Raw genomic sequence first — 19,008 nt, 5'->3', positions numbered from 1 at the left:
AAACCATATCTATTCTATCAAAGTGAGGTGTTTTTTTTCAACGCTTAAGCTTTTCTGAACACACCTGCATAGCAGGTGGTTTTATTTATAGACAATAAAAGAGAAGAAAAGATTAAATTATTATCTTCTCTTCTCTTTCTTTACCATTTACTAAAAGATACACTTTTTTAGAGTGCACAGTTTTGCGCCCTTTCCATTTCATTATACATATTGTAGTATCTCTTTTTATTTTCTATTAATTTTTCGTGGCTGCCCACCTCTTCTATTTGACCTGCATTTAATACTATAATTTGATCCGCATCTTTTATAGTGTTTAATCTGTGTGCTATTACTATTACAGTTTTATTTGTTGTAAGTTTTTTTATGGCTTTTCTAATTTCAAACTCATTATCTGCGTCTAAAGAAGCAGTGGCTTCATCTAACAATACTATAGGTGCATCTTTTAATATAGCTCTTGCTATGGATATTCTTTGTTTTTCTCCTCCTGATAAAGTTGAACCACCTTCCCCTACCATGGTTCCATATTTATCTTCTAGTTTTTCTATAAATTCATGACAATTTGTAATCCTTGCCGCTTCTATTACCTCTTCTTCTGTAGCATTAGGATTTCCTAATTTTATATTATTGTATATGGTATCATTTAAAAGATACACATCCTGAAATACCATACTTATATGCTTTAATAATGAATCTGGATTTATATTCTTTATATCCTGTCCACCTATTTTTATTGTTCCTTTACTTGCATCCCAAAATCTAGCTATAAGACTTGTAATTGTAGTTTTTCCTGATCCAGAAGGTCCTACCAATGCTGTCATAGTTCCTTCCTCTGCTTTAAAGCTTAAATTATTAATAGTGTTTTCTCCCTTTTCATACTCAAAACTTACATTATCAAATTGTATATCATAATTTTCAAAGTCTACCTCTTCATATTTGTAGCTCATTTCTGGATGATTATAGATTCCTATTAATTTTTCTGTTGCCAATTTAAGATATCTAAAACTTCCATATTGAGCCGCAAAAGCTCTTATTATATTTGTAAGTGCTATATTTATTATAATAAATGTTAAAAACTCTTTTTTACCAATACTGGCTACTCCAAATTTCGCTGTACCTATAATAAGTAGTATAGGAAAACTTAAATCTACTATTATCTGAAATACAAGTACAAAGGGAACAATTGAAACTTCTGTTCTTATACTTTCTCTTTTAAAATCTCTAAAGGATTTTTCAAGTCTTTCAAACTTTTCACCTACTAAATTATGTGCTTTAAACACCTGTATACCACTAAGATATTCAACCATTCTTGATATAACTTCATTCATTACTATCTTCTTTTCCTTACCTACTTTAGCAACTTTGCGCCCTCCTGCTAAGATAATAGGTATAGACACAAGTACAATCCCTAGTTGAATAATAGCTAACTGAGTATCAATAAAAAATGTTATTATAAGAAGATAAGCACTAAGAACCACTGTTTTTATTAAATCACTGGTATTGTGAGTTATTATTTTTTCAAAATCCTGCAAATCATTGGTCATTATATTAGATAAACTTCCTATACTGTTTTTATTAAAAAATCCTAAATTTATATTTCTAATGTGATCTCCTAGGGATATACGCATACTCTCAATACCTCTCGCTCCTCTAGCCTGTATTCCTGTATATCCTACGGCATTGATTATAGCCCTAGTCATAAAAGCTATCACCATTGCAATAGTATAATTTTTAATTTTAGAGAAACTTAATTGGGAGCTAATTAAATCCAAAAGTACAAAATACAACATTGAATAAAAAAACATGTTAAATAAACTATCTATAGTTAACAAAATTATAGGTTTTCTAAGTTTTTTACTGTGATTCCCTAATAATATCTTTATATCCTGTAACATACTATTCCCCTCCTGCTGCCTTTGCTAATTCATAGTCATACATATCCCAAAGATGTCTATATAATCCTTTTTTATTCATAAGATACTTGTGTTTTCCCTGTTCTATAATTTTTCCTTCATCTAAAACTATAATTTTATCTGCATTTTTTATGGTATACAATCTATGAGCTATGATTATAGCAGTTTTGCCCTTTAACAAGTTTCTAAGAGCTTCTTGTATTTTGCTTTCATTTTCTATATCAGAATAGGAAGTAACTTCATCTAAAATTACAATAGGGCTGTTCTTTAATATTGCCCTGGCAATAGATATCCTTTGCTTCTCTCCTCCACTAAGTTTAATTCCGTTCTCTCCAAGGGATGTATTATATCCATCAGGTAAGCTCATTATAAAGTCATGAATTTGTGCCTTTTTACTAGCTTCAATAATCTGATCCATAGTTTTATCAGATCCCATTTTAATGTTTTCTAATATTGTATCTTGAAGCATAAATACATCCTGAAATACAAAGGATACCTTATCCATAAGCTCTTCCATTTTAATATCCTTTAAGTCTATACCATCTATAGCAATACTTCCCTTATCTACGTCCCAAAACCTTCCTACCAATTGACCTAATGTGGTTTTTCCTGAACCTGAAGGACCTACTAAAGCAACCACAGTCTTAGGTTCTATAGTTAAGGATAGATTTTTTATAACTTCCTCTTTATCATATTTAAATGTAACATTGTTAAACTGTATTTTTCCATTAATTTTTTCATTTAGATCTCTGATGCCTTCTACCTGTATAGGCTGATCCAAAATATCTCTTACCTTTCCAGCTCCTTCTAAAAGCATTGAAAATGATACTCCAAATTCTAATAATTGTTTAAAAGAAGTAAGGAAATTTGAACTTAATATTAAGAACAATAAATAGGTAGATACATTTATACTTCCTTTTAAAAACATTATTCCTCCAATAGGAATCATAAATAAAAGTCCTGAATCTATGAGAACTAAAAATACTGCATAGGCAGGTGAACTTTCCTTAGTCATCTGAACCCAGTAATCTGCATATTCTTTTGTGATATCTTTATAATTTTTAAAGGATTTTGCAGATAAATTAAAAGCTTTCATTACATTCATTCCATTTATATATTGAATAATAGTAGAATTAATCTTTTGGAGTAAATAATGATAATGCTCCATCCTTTCTTTCATAGCCTTAAACATACCTATTTGACTTATAATTCCTAAAATAATAGGAATAAATAAAACTAAAGCTAGTCTCCAATCTAAATACAAAAGATATCCTATAATTATAATAGGAGTTACAGCTGCTGCAGATAAATCAGGAATTTGATGTGCTATAAAATTCTCTAACTTTTCTATATCCTCATTTATGGTTTTTTTAACTTCTCCTAGAGTATGACCTGTAAAAAATCCCATGTTAAGCCTTGACATATGATTTATAGCTTTCATTCTCAATTCATAAAGTATGGTAAAGGCTGCTATATGAGAAAATACTCCTGATAGTAAAAACACGGCCATCCTAATTACTACAATAATACCTACAGTTATAGCCATAGATTTAATTCTTTCATAATCTACTGTATTTTTAAAAAGCTCTAATACTATATTGTACATAAGAATATATGGTACTATAGAAAGCAGTGAACTTATTACGCTAAATATAGCAGATAAATATAACTTTAATTTTTCTTTACCGGATATCTCTAAAAGAAATCCCAAATTTGATTGTTTCTTCATAATTACCCCCCCCTTAAAAAATAAAAATTAATAGATAATAAATATGTATAATTTTCACCTTTCCTTTATTATTTTTATAAGTTCTTATAAAACTATTATAATTGATAATGATTATCATTATCTACTCCAAAAAATAAAAAAATGCTCCAAAAAAACAAAATTCAATGATTTTGTTAATATTGAAAGCATTTTTCTTTACAGCTATTTTGTATAAAGGATTCTACTTATACATATTTAATTTTTTATATTTTAATGGAGTGATTTTATTATACTCTTTAAATGCACTGGCAAATTTACTTGGATTTTCATATCCTATTTCATTTGCAATTTGCAACATTGACATATCTGTATTCTTTAATAAATCTTTAGCTTTTTCAATTTTTAGCTTTTTTATATATTCATACACTGTATATCCTGTTATATTTTTAAACTCTTCTTGTAATTTATATATACTTATATTTAAATTACAAGCTAATTCTTTAACAGAGAGTATATTAGGAAAGCTTCTATTTATTATTTCCTTAGCACTAACTATGATTTCCGTTTCCTGTCTAGGTAAATCTAATGAAGGCTTCTTATTGCATTTTTCTTCAAAAAAGGTGGCCAAAAATTCTATAGTCTTAAGTTTTAACTTCATATAATCTAACATACTGTTTATTGAAATATCCCCTATTTCTTCCGCTATCTTTTTCATTTCATAGCTAGCCTTTTCAATTATTAATATGTCTTCTTTAAATATCTTATTTATATTATTCTCCCAATCTATTATCATCTTGTCTTCCCATATTGGATTCACAATATTTTTAACTGTACTAAAGTTCATGTGGACAGATACAGTTTTGCACTTATCATATTTAAATTTAAAATATTCCACATCATTTAACCCTTTATAAATACAAATATGGCCTTCTTTAAATATATATTCCTCATTATGTGGCAAAGTATTAATTTGCCCGATTCCACTATAACAATAGCTTACTTCTAAAATCTCATCTTTATAATTTCTATTATCAAAATACGTATCTGCTTTATACATATTAGATATTGAAATTTCTAATCCATCCTCTATTTTCATTGTTGAAAAATTGCCTATGCCAAATTCTTCGCCAATAACATACCTTTTACCTAAAAACTCCTCTGAAGTTTTACAACTAAACTCTTTCTCAATGTATTTGCAGTACTTTTCTACGATATCACTTTTAATTCCCAAAACCATCCCTCCCATTTTAAAAAGTGTAATACACTTTTTAGTTGACAGAGGACAATTGACAATTATCAAAGTCAATTATCAACTGAATATAATTCTCAACTATATAATATATATTCATTTTATCATTTTAATAGAATTTATCCTATACCCTAATATGTTTTTTAGCATTTAAGTTATTAAAATATAATCTGATTCATGATAAAAAAGCATATGTCACCTTTATTACTTATTAATCATACTTCTTTTATTTTTGCTTCCACCCCAAAGTGGTCTGAAATTATTTCTTTTCTTATTCCATTAAATATAACTTTACAATATTCTACTTTTAAATTTTTATTGGATAATATAAGATCTAATCTCATATTTTTTGTGTTACCTTGCCAACCATCAATATCTCCAACAACAGTTACTCCATTATCTTTTGATTTTGCTAAATCATATAGGTCTTTTAGATTTTTATTTATAAGATAATGGTATCCTTCCTGCTTTAAAAAAGCATCATTATTAAAGTCCCCCATTAGTATGCAGGTTTCTTCTTCATTTAAATCCTCAATTAATTTATCTACTTGAAATTTAAAACTTTCTTCTTTGTCATGCCACCAGCCTAGATGACAAGAGTAAAGTGAAATAGGTTTATTGTTGTGTTTTATTTTGCATGTTATTATTTTTCTAGTTTTCCAATAATTCTCATCCTTACTTTGAGAAACATAGAATGAATGTTTTTCCTCTATGGGATATTTAGTTAATATAGCAAGACCTTCTTCATATTTATCATAGCCCATATGTGAAAAATCCCATACAAATTTAAATTTATCCTCTCCTAGTATTTCAAGTTCTTTTATCAATATGAAAGCAAAATTATCCTCTTTTATATTATCAAATAATATTCTGCTATTAATGCTTTGGCTGACTTCTTGAAGCGCTATTACATCATAGTTATTTTGGCATATAACCTTTGCTAAATATTGTATTTTCTCTAATTGTTTTTTTTCCTGCCAAGAATGACAGTTTAAAGTAAGAACTTTCATAAACTATTCTCCTAAAATATCCAAAATATCTGACTTTAATACATCTGCTTTTGGTCCATATACTGCTTGGACCCCTTTATCTTTCACTATAAGACCCATAGCTCCAAGTTTTTTCCATTCCTTTTCCTCTGCAACTAAATCTTTATTCTTTACTGTTACACGAAGACGAGTCAAGCAAGCATCCACATCTAGTATATTTTCCTTTTCTCCTAATAAACTTATTATTTTTACTGGTAATGAACCTTCATCAACATCTTTTGCTTCTACTTTTTCTTCTTTTTTATCTTCTTCTCCTTCCATTTCTATATAATTTCCTGCTCTACCTGGAGTAGGTATATTGAATTTCTTTATTAAAAAGCTGAATATTAAATAAGTTACTACAAAATATGCTAAAGTTGCTATTATAAAGTTTATTATATCCTTTGAAATTCCAGCATTTATCATCATTGGAGTACGAGCTATAAATTCAACAAATCCAAAACAATGAACTCTTAAATTTATTAAATCTGCTAAAGCAAAAGCTGTTCCTGTAATAAGTGCGTAAACCCCATATAGAACTGGTGATATAAACATAAACATAAATTCTATAGGTTCTGTAACACCTGTTAAAAATACCGCTAATGCTGATGATAAAAAAACAGTTTTATATTTAGCTCTCTTATCTGCATCTACATTTTTATACATTGCAAAAGCTACTCCTAATAATGAACCAAAGGATGTTATTACTTGTCCTACTTTAAAACGTGCAGGTACAATACTTGCCAACACATTGTTATACTGTGTCATATCTCCAGCTGCTCTTAAATTCATTAAATCATTTACCCATGCAAGCCATAATGGATCTTGTCCTGAAACTATAGTTCCCGCAGTTGGCCCTGTTAAAATCTCATAGGTTCCTCCAAGAGGGGTATAGTTTAATGGTACTGTTAACATATGATGAAGTCCAAATGGTAATAATATACGTTCCAATGCTCCAAAAACAAATGGTGCTACTATTGGTGCGCTATCCTTTGATGTGGCTATCCATTTTCCAAAAGCATTTAATCCTCCTTGAATTGGTGGCCAAACAATAGATAAGATTATTGCTGTTATTACAGAGCCAAGTATAACTACAAAAGGTACAAATCGTTTTCCATTAAAAAAAGCTAAAGATTTTGGTAATTTGTTAAAATTATAATATTTATTATATAAGTAAGCACCTAAAAATCCTGAAATTATGCCTATAAATACACCCATATTTAATGCTGGTGCTCCAAGTATACTAGTAAAATAGTCTTTAACCACTAAGCTTCTTCCAAACATTGAGGTTACTTTTGCTGCTTCCTGTGAAAACATTTCAGGTTTAACCCCAAAAATAGCTCCTGTTATTCTATTAGTAAGAATAAAAGTAAGTAATCCTGCAAAGCCTCCTCCAGCACGTTCTTTTGCCCAAGATCCACCAATTGCTACTGCAAATAAAATATGCAAATTCCCTATTATTGCCCATCCTATATCTTCAGTTACTCTTGCTACTGATTGAAATAGTGCTGAGGAAAATTGCATTCCTATAAGTTTACCAATACAAATCATAATTCCTGCTGCTGGCATAACTGCCACAACAACTAACAAGGTTTTACCAAACTTTTGCCAGAAATCAAAAGATATAAATTTATTCTTTCTCATTTTTATCCCCCCAATGTTTATAGTGGCATATTAACTAACACTTTGAAACTATTTTGTAGAGTCTAGCTTCAAAAGGCTTTAATAATATCTCCATTATATCTTCATGTTTTTCTACTGGATAATTTGAAAGCATTAGTCCTTTGTAATTCAGTTTCTCTTTTTTATAACTATATCTAGCTTCTTTATCTGTTAAATTCACAATTACTATAAACTTTTCATCTGCTAAAGCTCTTGTGTAAGCATATATTTGCTCATGCTCTTCTAAAATTAAATCATACTTTCCATATATAAGTGTTTCATTTTCTTTTTTTGTTTTTATAATTTTTTTATAAAAGTTTAAAATAGAATTGGTATTATTCTCTTGTTCTTTAACATTTATATTTATATAATTGGGATTAAGTTTTATCCAAGGTTCTCCCTCTGAAAATCCACTATTTCTTGATGCATCCCACTGCATTGGTGTTCTTGAGTTATCTCTTGAAGTTTTCCATATATAATTAAGAACTTGCTGCTTTGAAATACCCTTTTCTATGCTTTCTTTATAAATATTTATAGTTTTTACATCATTATAATTTTCAATATCTTTAAATTTAACATTAGTCATTCCTATTTCTTGCCCTTGATATATAAAAGCAGTACCTTTTTGCATAAAATACATAAGGGCTAATGCTTTTGAACTTTCCTGCCAAAAGTTTTTATCCTCTCCCCAAGTTGAAACAACTCTTGGAATATCGTGATTTTCTATAAATAAAGCATTCCATCCAATTCCCTCTAATCCATATTGCCATCTACTTAATATTTCTTTTAAGTTTTTTATTGTACAGTGCTGTTTATTACTAGCATCCCAAAGATCTAGGTGCTCAAATTGAAATATCATATTAAAGGTTCCATTCTTTTCTCCAACCCACTGTTCAGCTTGTTCAACCTTTACTCCATTAGCTTCTCCCACAGTGATTATTTCATATTTATCAAAGGTATTTTCCTTTAACTCTTTAAGATATTTTTCAATTCCTTTTACATTCATATGTTTTTTAAAACAAGGCACATAATCTAAATTCTTAGGATTATCCATATCCTTTAATCCATGTTCTTTTTTTATATGACTTATAGCATCCAACCTAAACCCATCAATTCCTTTATCTAGCCACCAGTTAATCATTTTATACAATTCTTTTCTCATATCCTCATTTTCCCAATTCAAATCTGGTTGTTTTTTGCTAAATAAATGAAGAAAATATTGGTCTGTATTTTGGTCATATTCCCAAGCAGAACCTTTAAATATGCTTTCCCAATTGTTAGGCTCCTTTCCATCTTTACCATCACGCCATATATAAAAATCTCGCTTTGGATTGTTTTTAGAAGACCTTGATTCAACAAACCACTTATGCTCATCACTGGTATGATTTATAACTAAATCTATTATAAGCTTCATGCCCTTCTCGTGAACTTTCTTTAGCAACTTATGAAAATCTTCCATAGTTCCAAACTCATCCATTATCTCTGTATAATCACTAATATCGTAACCGTTGTCATCATTTGGAGACTTATACATAGGACAGATCCAAATTATATCTACACCTAAATCTTTTAAATAATCTAATTTTGAAATTATACCCTGTATATCTCCTATACCGTCATTGTTTGAATCCTTAAAACTTCGTGGATATATTTGATATGCCACAGCTTCTTTCCACCATACCTTATTCATTAATAACCCTCCATTCAAATATATTTTTATTTTCTAATCTTCCATTAGATAATTTTTAGGTTCAGTGGGATAAATTTAAACTTTATATGTTTACTTACTTCTAACACTACTTTATGCAATCGTTTGCGCAAAATGCTAAAAAATATTGCTTTAACCACACCTATATAATTTTATAAAATATAACACAGCTAAATAATATATCAAATTTAAAATATTAGCTCTTACTTTCAGTTATAGCTAAAGCTGCAGCTCCTAAAACTCCTGCCTTTCCTCCAAGCTTTGCTTTTTCTATTTTGCAATTGTCGCTAATAGCTTTCCAGCATCTATTTTCAACTTCTCTATTTATTGTATCAAAAACAACTTGTCCTCCATTTGCAACTCCTCCGCCTATAACAACCATTTCTGGATCAAAGGTATTTATTATATTGGCTACAGCTATGCCTAAATAAGATAAACAAAATTCTAATATTTCCTTTGATACCTTATCTCCTTTTTTAGCTTCTTCAAAAACTTCTTTAGCAGTTAAATTATCATACTTTTTTAAGGATGTTTCTATATTATTTTTACAAGCTTCTTTTGCTTTTTTCATTATGGCAGTACCAGACCCTAAACTTTCTGCACAGCCACTATTACCACAGCCACATTTTGGTCCATCTTTCATAACAGTTGTATGTCCTATCTCTAAAGCATTTCCTGTACTTCCTCTATATATTTTACCATTTATCATAGCTCCTGCTCCTATGCCTGTACTTGCAGTTATATATATCATGTTTTCAGTACCTTTTCCTGTACCAAACATGAATTCAGCTAAAGTAGCTACATTAGCATCATTATCCAAATATGTTGAAATATTATATTTATCCTCTATAGGTTTAACTAAACTAAAATTTCTAAAAGGTAGATTTGAAGCTGAAAGTATAATACCTTTTTTAACATCTAAAGGTCCTGGTGATCCTATTCCTATAGCTTTAACCTCTTTTAAATCTATGCCTTCTATAACATTGTCAATAGTTTCCATTATTTTATATAATACCTGAAGTTCTCCTTTATTTGCTTCTGTCTCAACATTTCTTTCTTTTACTATATTTCCTTCTAAATCCACAAGTGCTGTGTAAATCTTTGTTCCACCTAAATCAACACCTACTACATATTTTTTATTCATTTCATCACCTCAATAATTAATAATGTAGATTTTAAGCTTAGTAATATTATCAATATTGTTAATATTAAATCTATTTTTATTCTATCAATATAAGAAAAAGTTTACAACAAAAGAATTCTTCAAATTCATCAATTTTATTAGTTTATTATGATAATTTCCATAAAATAATCGCTATTTTTAACACATCCTTGTGCAAACGTTTGTGCAAGGATGTGTTAAATGCTTCACTTAATTTATCTAAAGGATTCTCTCTGCACAAATGTTGTTTCTATAATGTAATGTTCTCTACTATTCTCTACTGCTTCTATATTGTCTATTAATAGCTTCGTTGCATAATATCCAAGTTCTACTCCATTTATATCCACAGAAGCTAAAGCAGGTTTTTGAAATTCACATAAAGGTATATTATTAAATCCAACTATAGAAATATTATTCAAATTTTTTTCTTTTAATGCTTTCATAACACCTATAGCTAATAAATCATCCATTGCCACCACTGCTGTTGGCTCTATATTTTCTAATACTTTTTTTATTTGTACATATCCTTCTTTTTCTTTAAATTCCTCTCCATAACTAACTAACTTTTTATTAAAACTAATGCCATTCATCTCTAGTGCTACTTTATATCCTTTTTCTCTATCCTTACATACATTCAGTTCCCTATTAGCTCCTATTAAAGCTATCTTTGTATGTCCTTTATCTATTAATTTGTTAACTATATTATACATAGCTTTGAAGTTATCATTGTCAACCCATAGTACACCTTCTATATCCTTTAATCGTCCCATAATAACAAAAGGGAAATCTATATCTTTTAGATATTTTATATTTTCATCATTTTCTTTTGGTCTTAAAATAAGCATCCCTTCTATCAAGCCACTACTTGTTAAATCTCTTATATGCTTCCTTTCACTTTCTTTATTACTACTAAAAGCATAAGTTACATAATATTCTCTCTTCTCAGCAGAGGAACTTATCCCTTTCATGGCTTGTATAAAAAAAGGATTAGATAATAAATTTTCCGCTTCTTCTGGAAGAACAACTCCTAATATTCTGGTTTTGTTATTAACTAATCCCCTAGCTATTGCATTAGGTTTATATTTAAGTTTTTCTATGACTTTATATACTTTTTGTTTTGTTTCATCACTTATTCTAGGATTATTTGATAGTACTCTTGAAACGGTAGAAGGTGAAACCTTTGCTTCTCTAGCTACATCTTTTATAGTAACTTTCATTTTATACTAATCTCCTTTTAATATGATTTGATTATACATATTGTAATATCTCTTTTTAACTTTTACAAGAGTAAACAATAAATAAGGACAGTATCAATAATTATTTAGTATTTTTGCCTAAATAAAAAAATCCATTAGATTTATTACCGTTCATAGTTGTATATGTAACTTTCTCCAGCTTTATATTATCAAAGTCTGAGGTAATTGATTCAATCCAATTTAAATGGTGATGTCTAAGTACAGCTCCTTCTGGCAATTCAAAAACACCGTATTTGTTATATTTATCTTCATACATTTTATATCTCTTTATATTCCTTTCATCCGTATTTAACAAAAAATCATTTATATATAATATTCCATTTGGCTTTAATACTCTTTTTATCTCATTCATAATAGAAATTTGATCCTCATCATCAACTATGCAAGTTAATACTGCAAATAAAATTATTGAGTCAAAACTGTTATCCTCATATGGTATTTTTTTATCTTCTTTTACATTTAGATTTAACCATGGAAACTGTTCCTTACCTCTTTCAATCATCTTATCAGAAAAATCTATACCAAATAAGTTTTTAAATCCTTGAGAATACAACTCATTTAATGTCCTTCCATAACCACAACCCACATCTAAAATCCTGTCTTCTTTATGAACAAATTTAGAGAATAATTCAATTTGGAATGGTGTGGTAAACTGTTTGTCTGTAGCCACCTTGTTCCAATATTCTTTTTGATTTTCTTTTAAATTCATTTTAAATTCCCCCTAAAAATATATTAATAATATTTATTATATATACTAAATTTTTGTAAAACAATCAAATAAACAAAAATATATTCTATATCCATTATAAATAATAAATAAAGACAGTTATCAACAATTATCTCTTATTAAAAAGCTAAAAGTTGTTAACCGTCCCTAAGTTCCTAAGTTCTAAGTTCTAAATTTTATAATTTAAATTTATTAATTTGATCTTCTAATTTATCACATATATTCTTAAGATTAGAAGCTGAATTATTAAATTCATTCATAGTTGCAGTTACTTCTTCTGTAGTTGCGGATACTTCTTCTGTACTTGCTGAAGCTTCTTCGGATACCGCTGATATATTTTGCATTTTATTAACTATCTCATTTTTGTTTTTATTTGTTCCTATTATAGAATTTTGAACTAAGTTTATTTTGCCTAATGTGTCCTTAATAGAATCTAGTATTTTATTAAATATATCCTTAGTTTCATTTACCGCTTCATTTTGAATCTTAACAATATCTTTAGTATCTTCAATGGACTTAACTGCTAAATTTGATTTTTCTTTTATATTATTGATTAAGCTTTGTATTTTTTTAGTAGCATCTGTAGACTGTTCTGCAAGCTTTCTAATTTCCTCTGCTACTACAGAAAATCCTTTTCCTGCTTCCCCTGCTCTTGCTGCCTCTATAGCTGCATTTAATGCAAGTAAATTAGTTTGTTCTGCTATTTGATTTATTGCATCTGTTATTAATCCTATTTGTCCTGTGGCTTCATTCATATTATCCACTACTTCTGCAACTTGTGATACTGCTTCATTATTTTTATGTGTCCTTTGTGTAAGCTCACTAACAATTTTCAATCCTTCATTGCCTAGGTCATTAGAATGATTAGATTTTTCTATCATATCAACTGTTAATTGTTGAATATTATCAATTTCATTAGCTAATTCATTAACTAAACTAGCACTACTTGAAATATCCTGTGCTTGTGATGATGAGCCTTGAGCAACTTGATCAATAGTAAGTGCAACTTCATTTATTGCTACATTGGTTTCTCCTGCCATTTTGCTTATAGATTCTGAACTACTAACTATTGTGTCAGATGAATCTTTAACATTCTTTATAAGCCCACTGATATTTTCCATCATAGTATTAAAATGATTACCTAATGTTTCAAATTCATCCTTAGTATTGAAGTTAACTCTAGCTTGTAAATTTCCATTAGCGGCTTTACCAAATTCATCTTCTAATTTTCTTACCAATTTAGCTATAAAGTTACTTATAACTAAAGAAATAACTATAACTATTGTTCCTATTATTAAACTCATGATAAATGCAGCACGTTTAATAACACTTGTATCTTTTAATAGCTCTGACTCTTCAAGTGATGCAATAAGCTTCCAGTTATTTTTTTCATTTGTTGTATAACTTGCATATTTTACTTCATTATTATATTTATATTTTTCAAAACCTTCCTTACCTGAATTTATTTTTGACCAACACTCTAATTTAGTTGCTTCATCTCCTCCAAGCAAAGCTTTATCTTCATGTGCAATCATTGTACCTTTACTATCTGTTATATATATGTATCCACTTTTACCTATTTTTATATTAGAAAGTGTATCAACTAAATTTTCTAAATCAACATCTATAGAAATAACCCCTAATATTTTGCCATTTTTTTCTACAGTTCTTGATAAAGATATAACTAACTTTCCATTACTAGCATCTTTATAAGGATTTGTATAAACTACTTTTCCCTTATTTTCCATACTATTTTTATACCAATCTCTTGTAGTTGGATCATAGTTACTTGCAAATGTACGTGATGGATACCTGGTTGCTTTTTTATTAGTTTGTACAAAACACATTGCCATTATATCTTTATTACTATTTTTGAAATTCTTAAGGGCTTCTACTGCAAAAGGCTCATACTCTGGATGTTCATTAAGCTCTTTGAAATCTGTCTGCTCTGATAATATATTCAAATAACTCTCCATAGTGTTAAAATAACTACTTATTCCCCTATTTATTTCTTGTAAATTTTGCTCTGTACTGGTTATTAAATTATTTGATAATACTTTGTTAGCTTGATTATAAGATATTACAGACATTGTAATTATGGAAACCAAACATAAACTGACTAACACCACAGCTAACTTAAATTTAATACTATAAAAATTAAATTTTCTTTTGTTGTTTTTCAATTTTACCATCCTTTCCTTAAGCTTTTAGTTTTCTGCACTATAAATATCGTTTATTATAGTGAAATCATTACAATTTTTTATAGAAAAATTTAATCTTTTACATTTAATCCAAACTAATATTAAATTAATAAATATTTCATTAATATCATTATAATTGGAAAATTTATTTAAGATTTTCTATTTTTATATCGATAATTGTGTGGAAAACTACTGATACCCAATACAGAAATTCCTTAGGAGGATAATATGGAACAAAATTATAATTTTCAAGTAAATTTAGATGGCATAATTTCTTTGCTTTCAGAAAACTTATATAGTAATCCAGGGGTTTACATAAGAGAAGTATTGCAAAATGCAATTGATGCTATTACAGCATATAAAAAGATAAACCAGGATTTTGAAGGAATTATTAATTTTGAATTATTGGAAGACACACTTATTATTGAAGACAACGGTATAGGTTTAACTTTAGAGGATATTCATAGCTTTTTATCTGTTATTGGACAATCATCAAAGCGTGAAAACTTAAGAGCAGACCTTAACGATTTTATAGGAAGATTTGGTATAGGATTGTTGTCCTGTTTTATTGTTTGTGATGAAATAACCCTAATTACCACTTCTATTCATAGTGATTCTACTTATGAATGGAAAGGTAAAAATGATGGTACATATACTATAAAGAAAATGGACATAACTTTAGAGCCTGGAACTAGAGTGTATCTAAAAGCAAAAAAAGGCTCTGAGGAATTCTTTGACTATCACTATGTATACACTACTTTAAAATATTATGGTAAGTTTTTACCTTATGAAATTACATTAAGTAATAAAAATACCAGCAAAAAAGTTAATAAATATTTGGCTCCTTGGAAAAAAGGTATTACAAACAAGGAATATTGGCTTTTAGTAGGAAAAGAAGAATTTAAAGAAGACTTCATAGATTGTATTCCTATAAAATCTTCTAATGGTAATTTAAATGGAGTAGCCTATATTTTATCTAGAAGCGTTAGTATTTCATCAAAAATTAAAGGAAAAATTTATGTTAAAGATATGTTTGTATCAGAAGCCTTAGAAAAACTTATGCCATGTTGGGCATTTTTCACTAAACCACTTATAAATGTTGAAAACATCAGGCTTACTGCCTCAAGAGAAGACTTTTTTGAGGATAAAGCCTTAGAAAAAATGAGAGAAGAAATCTCAGATTGTATTAAAGACTATTTTTATAAATTAGCAAAAGAAGATCAAAGAAAGCTAGTAAATATCATAAATATACATTATGATTCTTTAAAATTAATGGCAGTTGAAGATGAGGAACTTTACGCTGTATTAATTAACTATCTTCCTTTCCAAACTTCTTTAGGCAAAAAGACTCTTTGGAACATTTATGAAGAGTATAAGTATATAAAATATACATTAACTGTGGATGAATTTAGACAAATAGAAAATACAGCAAAAGCTCAAGATATTTGCATTATAAATGGCGGATATGTAAATGATGCAGATTTAATAGAAAAATTCAATGAATATATGCCACAAGGTTTTGTTGAAAGAATAAAACCAGAACATATTACAGAGGAATTTGAAGAATTAAACTTTTATGAATCAGATAAAGTTTTTGACTTTATTAATTTTACAGATAATGTTTTAAGAAAAGAACAATGTATTTGCAACATTAAAAAATTTGAGCCTTCAGAACTTCCTGCCATATATAACATTAGTGAGGAAGCAAAATTTTTAAAAGAAATTTCAGAAACTAAATCCCAAGCCTTTAGCAGTAATAATGACTTATTTGGAGATTTAGCAAGTATATTTGAAAATGAATTTGAAGAAAGTTTTGTAACCTTATGTTTTAACTACAATAATTTTTTAGTAAAAAAACTAATAAACTGCAAAGATGATTATATAAAAAAATCTGTTATAGAAATACTTTATGTACAAAGTTTGATGCTTGGAAACCACCCAATAAAAAAAGAGGATAATGAACTTTTTGCAATGGGAATTAATAATTTAATAAATTTAGTATTAGAGGGAAAGTAAAGATATGAATTATGAAGATAAAATTAAAGAATTAGTTTTTAAAGCCTATGATTATATGGATGTACACAAATACTCTTTATGTGTACCCCTACTAGAAAAGGCAGTAAGTATAGCAAGAGAGAATAATGATATATTAAATGAAATGTATTGTAAATTTGATTTAATAACAGCTTATGTATTTTCTAACCAAGCCAAAAAAGCAATGATTACTTTTTTTTGGTGCGTATCTCAAATGGAAAAAGGATATACAAATGATGAAGTAGTATATCAAGTTATTTGGGAGTATAAATATATATTGAGTAATATGTGTGACTACCTAGTTATTCCTAATGAAAAAATAAATGAAACTTTTGAAAAGATGAAGAATTTTTATTTAGAAAATAACATAAGTCTTAGTCCATACTATTCATTGAAAGTAGAAGCTTGCCAATCAGGCATTGAGGATGGCACTAGTATAGAAGAGTACTACCAAAAATGGCTCACAACACCTGTAGACCATAAATATGAAGATTGTACAGCCTGCACTATAAATAAAAAAGTGGATTATTATATTTTTATAGGAGATTATGAGAAAGCTTTGCGTCAAGCAAAAGATATTTTAAATGGCAAATTTAAGTGTGGAGAAGTTCCTAGTACTACCTTTGCTAATTTATTGATTCCAGTTTATTCCTTAGGCAAATATGAATTAGCAGAAGAATTTCATAAAAAAGGTCTTAGAGCAATTAATGAAAATAAAGGACTAATTACTTGCACACCAAATCATATAATGTACCTATCCATTACTAATATTGAAAAGGGAATTGAAGTTTTTCAAAAAAATTATGCCACTTTATTTAAAAATGAAGATGATACAACTACTATGTGGTTTAATGCTGCTTGCTATGCTTTATTTTATAATATTTACAAAAAAGGCATAGAAAATATTAAGCTAAAACTTCCTAAAGATTCCCCTATATATTGTAATGATGACTATGATATTAAAACTTTAAAAGAATATTTTTTCAATGAAACTGAAAAATTTATGAATGCCTTTAACAAAAAGAATGGAAATCACATTATATCAGAGTTCTTAAAAACACATTTAAAAGTCTGTGGGTGCTAGAAAGTCTCTTATTAGTTATATATTTGTTATTTGTCAATTAATCCATATGTAACCTCATAAAATTGAAAATTTAAAAAGGAAGGTCCCTATCATGAGTAAGATAAGTGAATCAATAAAAGAAGAGTTTTTAACAGATCAGTTGGCTTATGATATAGTAAATAAAATGATGGATGTAATACCATACAACGTTAATATAATGAATTCAAAAGGTGTTATTATTGGAAGTGGAGATAGTTCAAGAATAGGAAAAACTCATGAAGGAGCAGTCAAGGCTATTTCTCTTAAAAAACTTATAGAAATTCATAAAGATAAAGGAGATGCTAGGCGAGGAGTAAATATGCCTATTTATTTTAAGGATAAAGTAGTAGGAGTAATAGGTATCAGTGGAGATCCTAATATAGTAAAACAATTTGCCTCTATAGTAAATGTCACTGCTACATTACTTATAAATCAAGAATATATGTTTTCTAAGCAAAGATCCAGGGAACATGTTAAAAATGAGTTCCTATATCAATGGGCATTTTCAAAAGATACTTATGATGAAGATTTTATAAAAAGAGCCTCAGATTTAAATATTGATTTATCACTTCCTAGAAGAGCCGTGGTAATAAGCTCTAAAAATTTAAAAAATGTTAGCATAGATAGTCTTAGAATTTACATAAATCAAGAGGAATATATTTTAAAAATCAATACTGAAGATGTAGTTTTATTATTAAAAGATGATAAAACCTTAAATTATAGAATAAAAGAAATCCATAAAGAAAAATTTCTTGAAAACAGTACTATAGGTGTAGGCACTGAAAATAAAATAATATCAAAATCCATAGAAGAAGCTTTAAAATGTGTAGAGATTAATAAAAAGTTGGATTTTTCAATGGATTTAAGCGAATACAGTCAAATAATTCCTATAGATGCACTTAGCAATGTATCTTATAAAGAAAAGTACTTAGAAATCATCAAGACCTTACAACAAAAAGGTAAGGATTCAGGCCTTATAGAAACCTTGATGTATTTTATAAAAAATAATGGAGAGATTAACTTAATTGCTAAAGATCTTCATATACATAGAAATTCTCTTAACTATAGAATAAAAAAAATTGAAGCCCTTACAGGTAAAAATCTCAGAAAATATACAGATCTACTGGAACTTTTTACAGCCTTAGTGGTATTTAAATTAAACAAATCAAATGATTAGTATTAGGTCAGGTAGACATGAATAAAAATCAATGGAATGCTTATTTCATTGATTTTTTGTTCTTTTAAAAGCTCTATCAATTTG

The 19,008-nt window shown here is 28.2% G+C and carries 13 protein-coding genes; 3 read left to right on the top strand and 10 right to left on the bottom strand.

Annotation, left to right across the window (positions count from 1 at the left end):
- Positions 1-167: 167 nt before the first annotated feature.
- The 10 genes from J2Z24_RS10070 to J2Z24_RS10025 all read right to left on the bottom strand — a co-directional run bounded on the left by J2Z24_RS10070 (position 168) and on the right by J2Z24_RS10025 (position 14,593).
- Positions 168-1,892, bottom strand: coding sequence for an ABC transporter ATP-binding protein (locus tag J2Z24_RS10070; RefSeq protein WP_035151454.1), 1,725 nt, complete (start codon positions 1,890-1,892; stop codon positions 168-170).
- A 1-nt stretch (position 1,893) separates the two neighbouring features.
- Positions 1,894-3,639, bottom strand: coding sequence for an ABC transporter ATP-binding protein (locus tag J2Z24_RS10065; RefSeq protein ID WP_035151451.1), 1,746 nt, complete (start codon positions 3,637-3,639; stop codon positions 1,894-1,896).
- 220 nt (positions 3,640-3,859) lie between these two features.
- Entirely contained in the window at positions 3,860-4,855 is a 996-nt protein-coding gene (locus tag J2Z24_RS10060; protein ID WP_035151446.1) for an AraC family transcriptional regulator, read from the bottom strand.
- A gap of 227 nt (positions 4,856-5,082) precedes the next feature.
- The gene (locus J2Z24_RS10055) at positions 5,083-5,877 is read right to left on the bottom strand and encodes an endonuclease/exonuclease/phosphatase family protein (protein ID WP_035151443.1); all 795 of its coding nucleotides are present in this window, start codon (positions 5,875-5,877) and stop codon (positions 5,083-5,085) included.
- 3 nt (positions 5,878-5,880) lie between these two features.
- A complete protein-coding gene (locus J2Z24_RS10050; RefSeq protein WP_035151441.1) occupies positions 5,881-7,539 on the bottom strand; it encodes a PTS transporter subunit IIBC in 1,659 nt (552 codons plus the stop codon).
- 34 nt (positions 7,540-7,573) lie between these two features.
- Positions 7,574-9,247 carry a glycoside hydrolase family 13 protein gene (locus tag J2Z24_RS10045; RefSeq protein WP_035151438.1) on the bottom strand — a complete coding sequence of 558 codons (1,674 nt, stop codon included), beginning with the start codon at positions 9,245-9,247 and terminating at the stop codon, positions 7,574-7,576.
- Positions 9,248-9,461: 214 nt separating this feature from the next.
- Positions 9,462-10,409, bottom strand: a complete 948-nt coding sequence (locus tag J2Z24_RS10040) for an ROK family protein (protein WP_035151435.1) — start codon at positions 10,407-10,409, stop codon at positions 9,462-9,464.
- A 233-nt stretch (positions 10,410-10,642) separates the two neighbouring features.
- Positions 10,643-11,644: a LacI family DNA-binding transcriptional regulator gene (locus J2Z24_RS10035; RefSeq protein WP_035151433.1), complete on the bottom strand. Its 1,002-nt coding sequence runs from the start codon at positions 11,642-11,644 to the stop codon at positions 10,643-10,645.
- A 100-nt stretch (positions 11,645-11,744) separates the two neighbouring features.
- Positions 11,745-12,392 (bottom strand): class I SAM-dependent methyltransferase, encoded by a 648-nt coding sequence (locus J2Z24_RS10030; protein ID WP_035151430.1) that lies wholly within the window; start codon positions 12,390-12,392, stop codon positions 11,745-11,747.
- Between the two features lie 194 nt (positions 12,393-12,586).
- On the bottom strand, positions 12,587-14,593 hold the full coding sequence (locus J2Z24_RS10025) for a methyl-accepting chemotaxis protein (RefSeq protein WP_051593420.1): 2,007 nt from the start codon (positions 14,591-14,593) through the stop codon (positions 12,587-12,589).
- A gap of 246 nt (positions 14,594-14,839) precedes the next feature.
- Here J2Z24_RS10025 and J2Z24_RS10020 point away from each other — a divergent pair, with 246 nt between their 5' ends.
- The 3 genes from J2Z24_RS10020 (at position 14,840) to J2Z24_RS10010 (ending at position 18,924) form a co-directional block, all read left to right on the top strand.
- The gene (locus J2Z24_RS10020; protein WP_051593419.1) at positions 14,840-16,627 is read left to right on the top strand and encodes an HSP90 family protein; all 1,788 of its coding nucleotides are present in this window, start codon (positions 14,840-14,842) and stop codon (positions 16,625-16,627) included.
- A gap of 4 nt (positions 16,628-16,631) precedes the next feature.
- Entirely contained in the window at positions 16,632-17,729 is a 1,098-nt protein-coding gene (locus J2Z24_RS10015; RefSeq protein WP_035151421.1) for a hypothetical protein, read from the top strand.
- A 91-nt stretch (positions 17,730-17,820) separates the two neighbouring features.
- Entirely contained in the window at positions 17,821-18,924 is a 1,104-nt protein-coding gene (locus J2Z24_RS10010) for a CdaR family transcriptional regulator (protein ID WP_051593418.1), read from the top strand.
- The last annotated feature ends 84 nt before the right edge of the window (positions 18,925-19,008 follow it).

The organism is Clostridium tetanomorphum (genome assembly GCF_017873215.1).
GTDB classification, from domain to species: domain Bacteria; phylum Bacillota; class Clostridia; order Clostridiales; family Clostridiaceae; genus Clostridium_AO; species Clostridium_AO tetanomorphum.
Note: the sequence above shows the minus strand (reverse complement) of the source record. Positions and strands in the feature narration are given on the sequence as shown.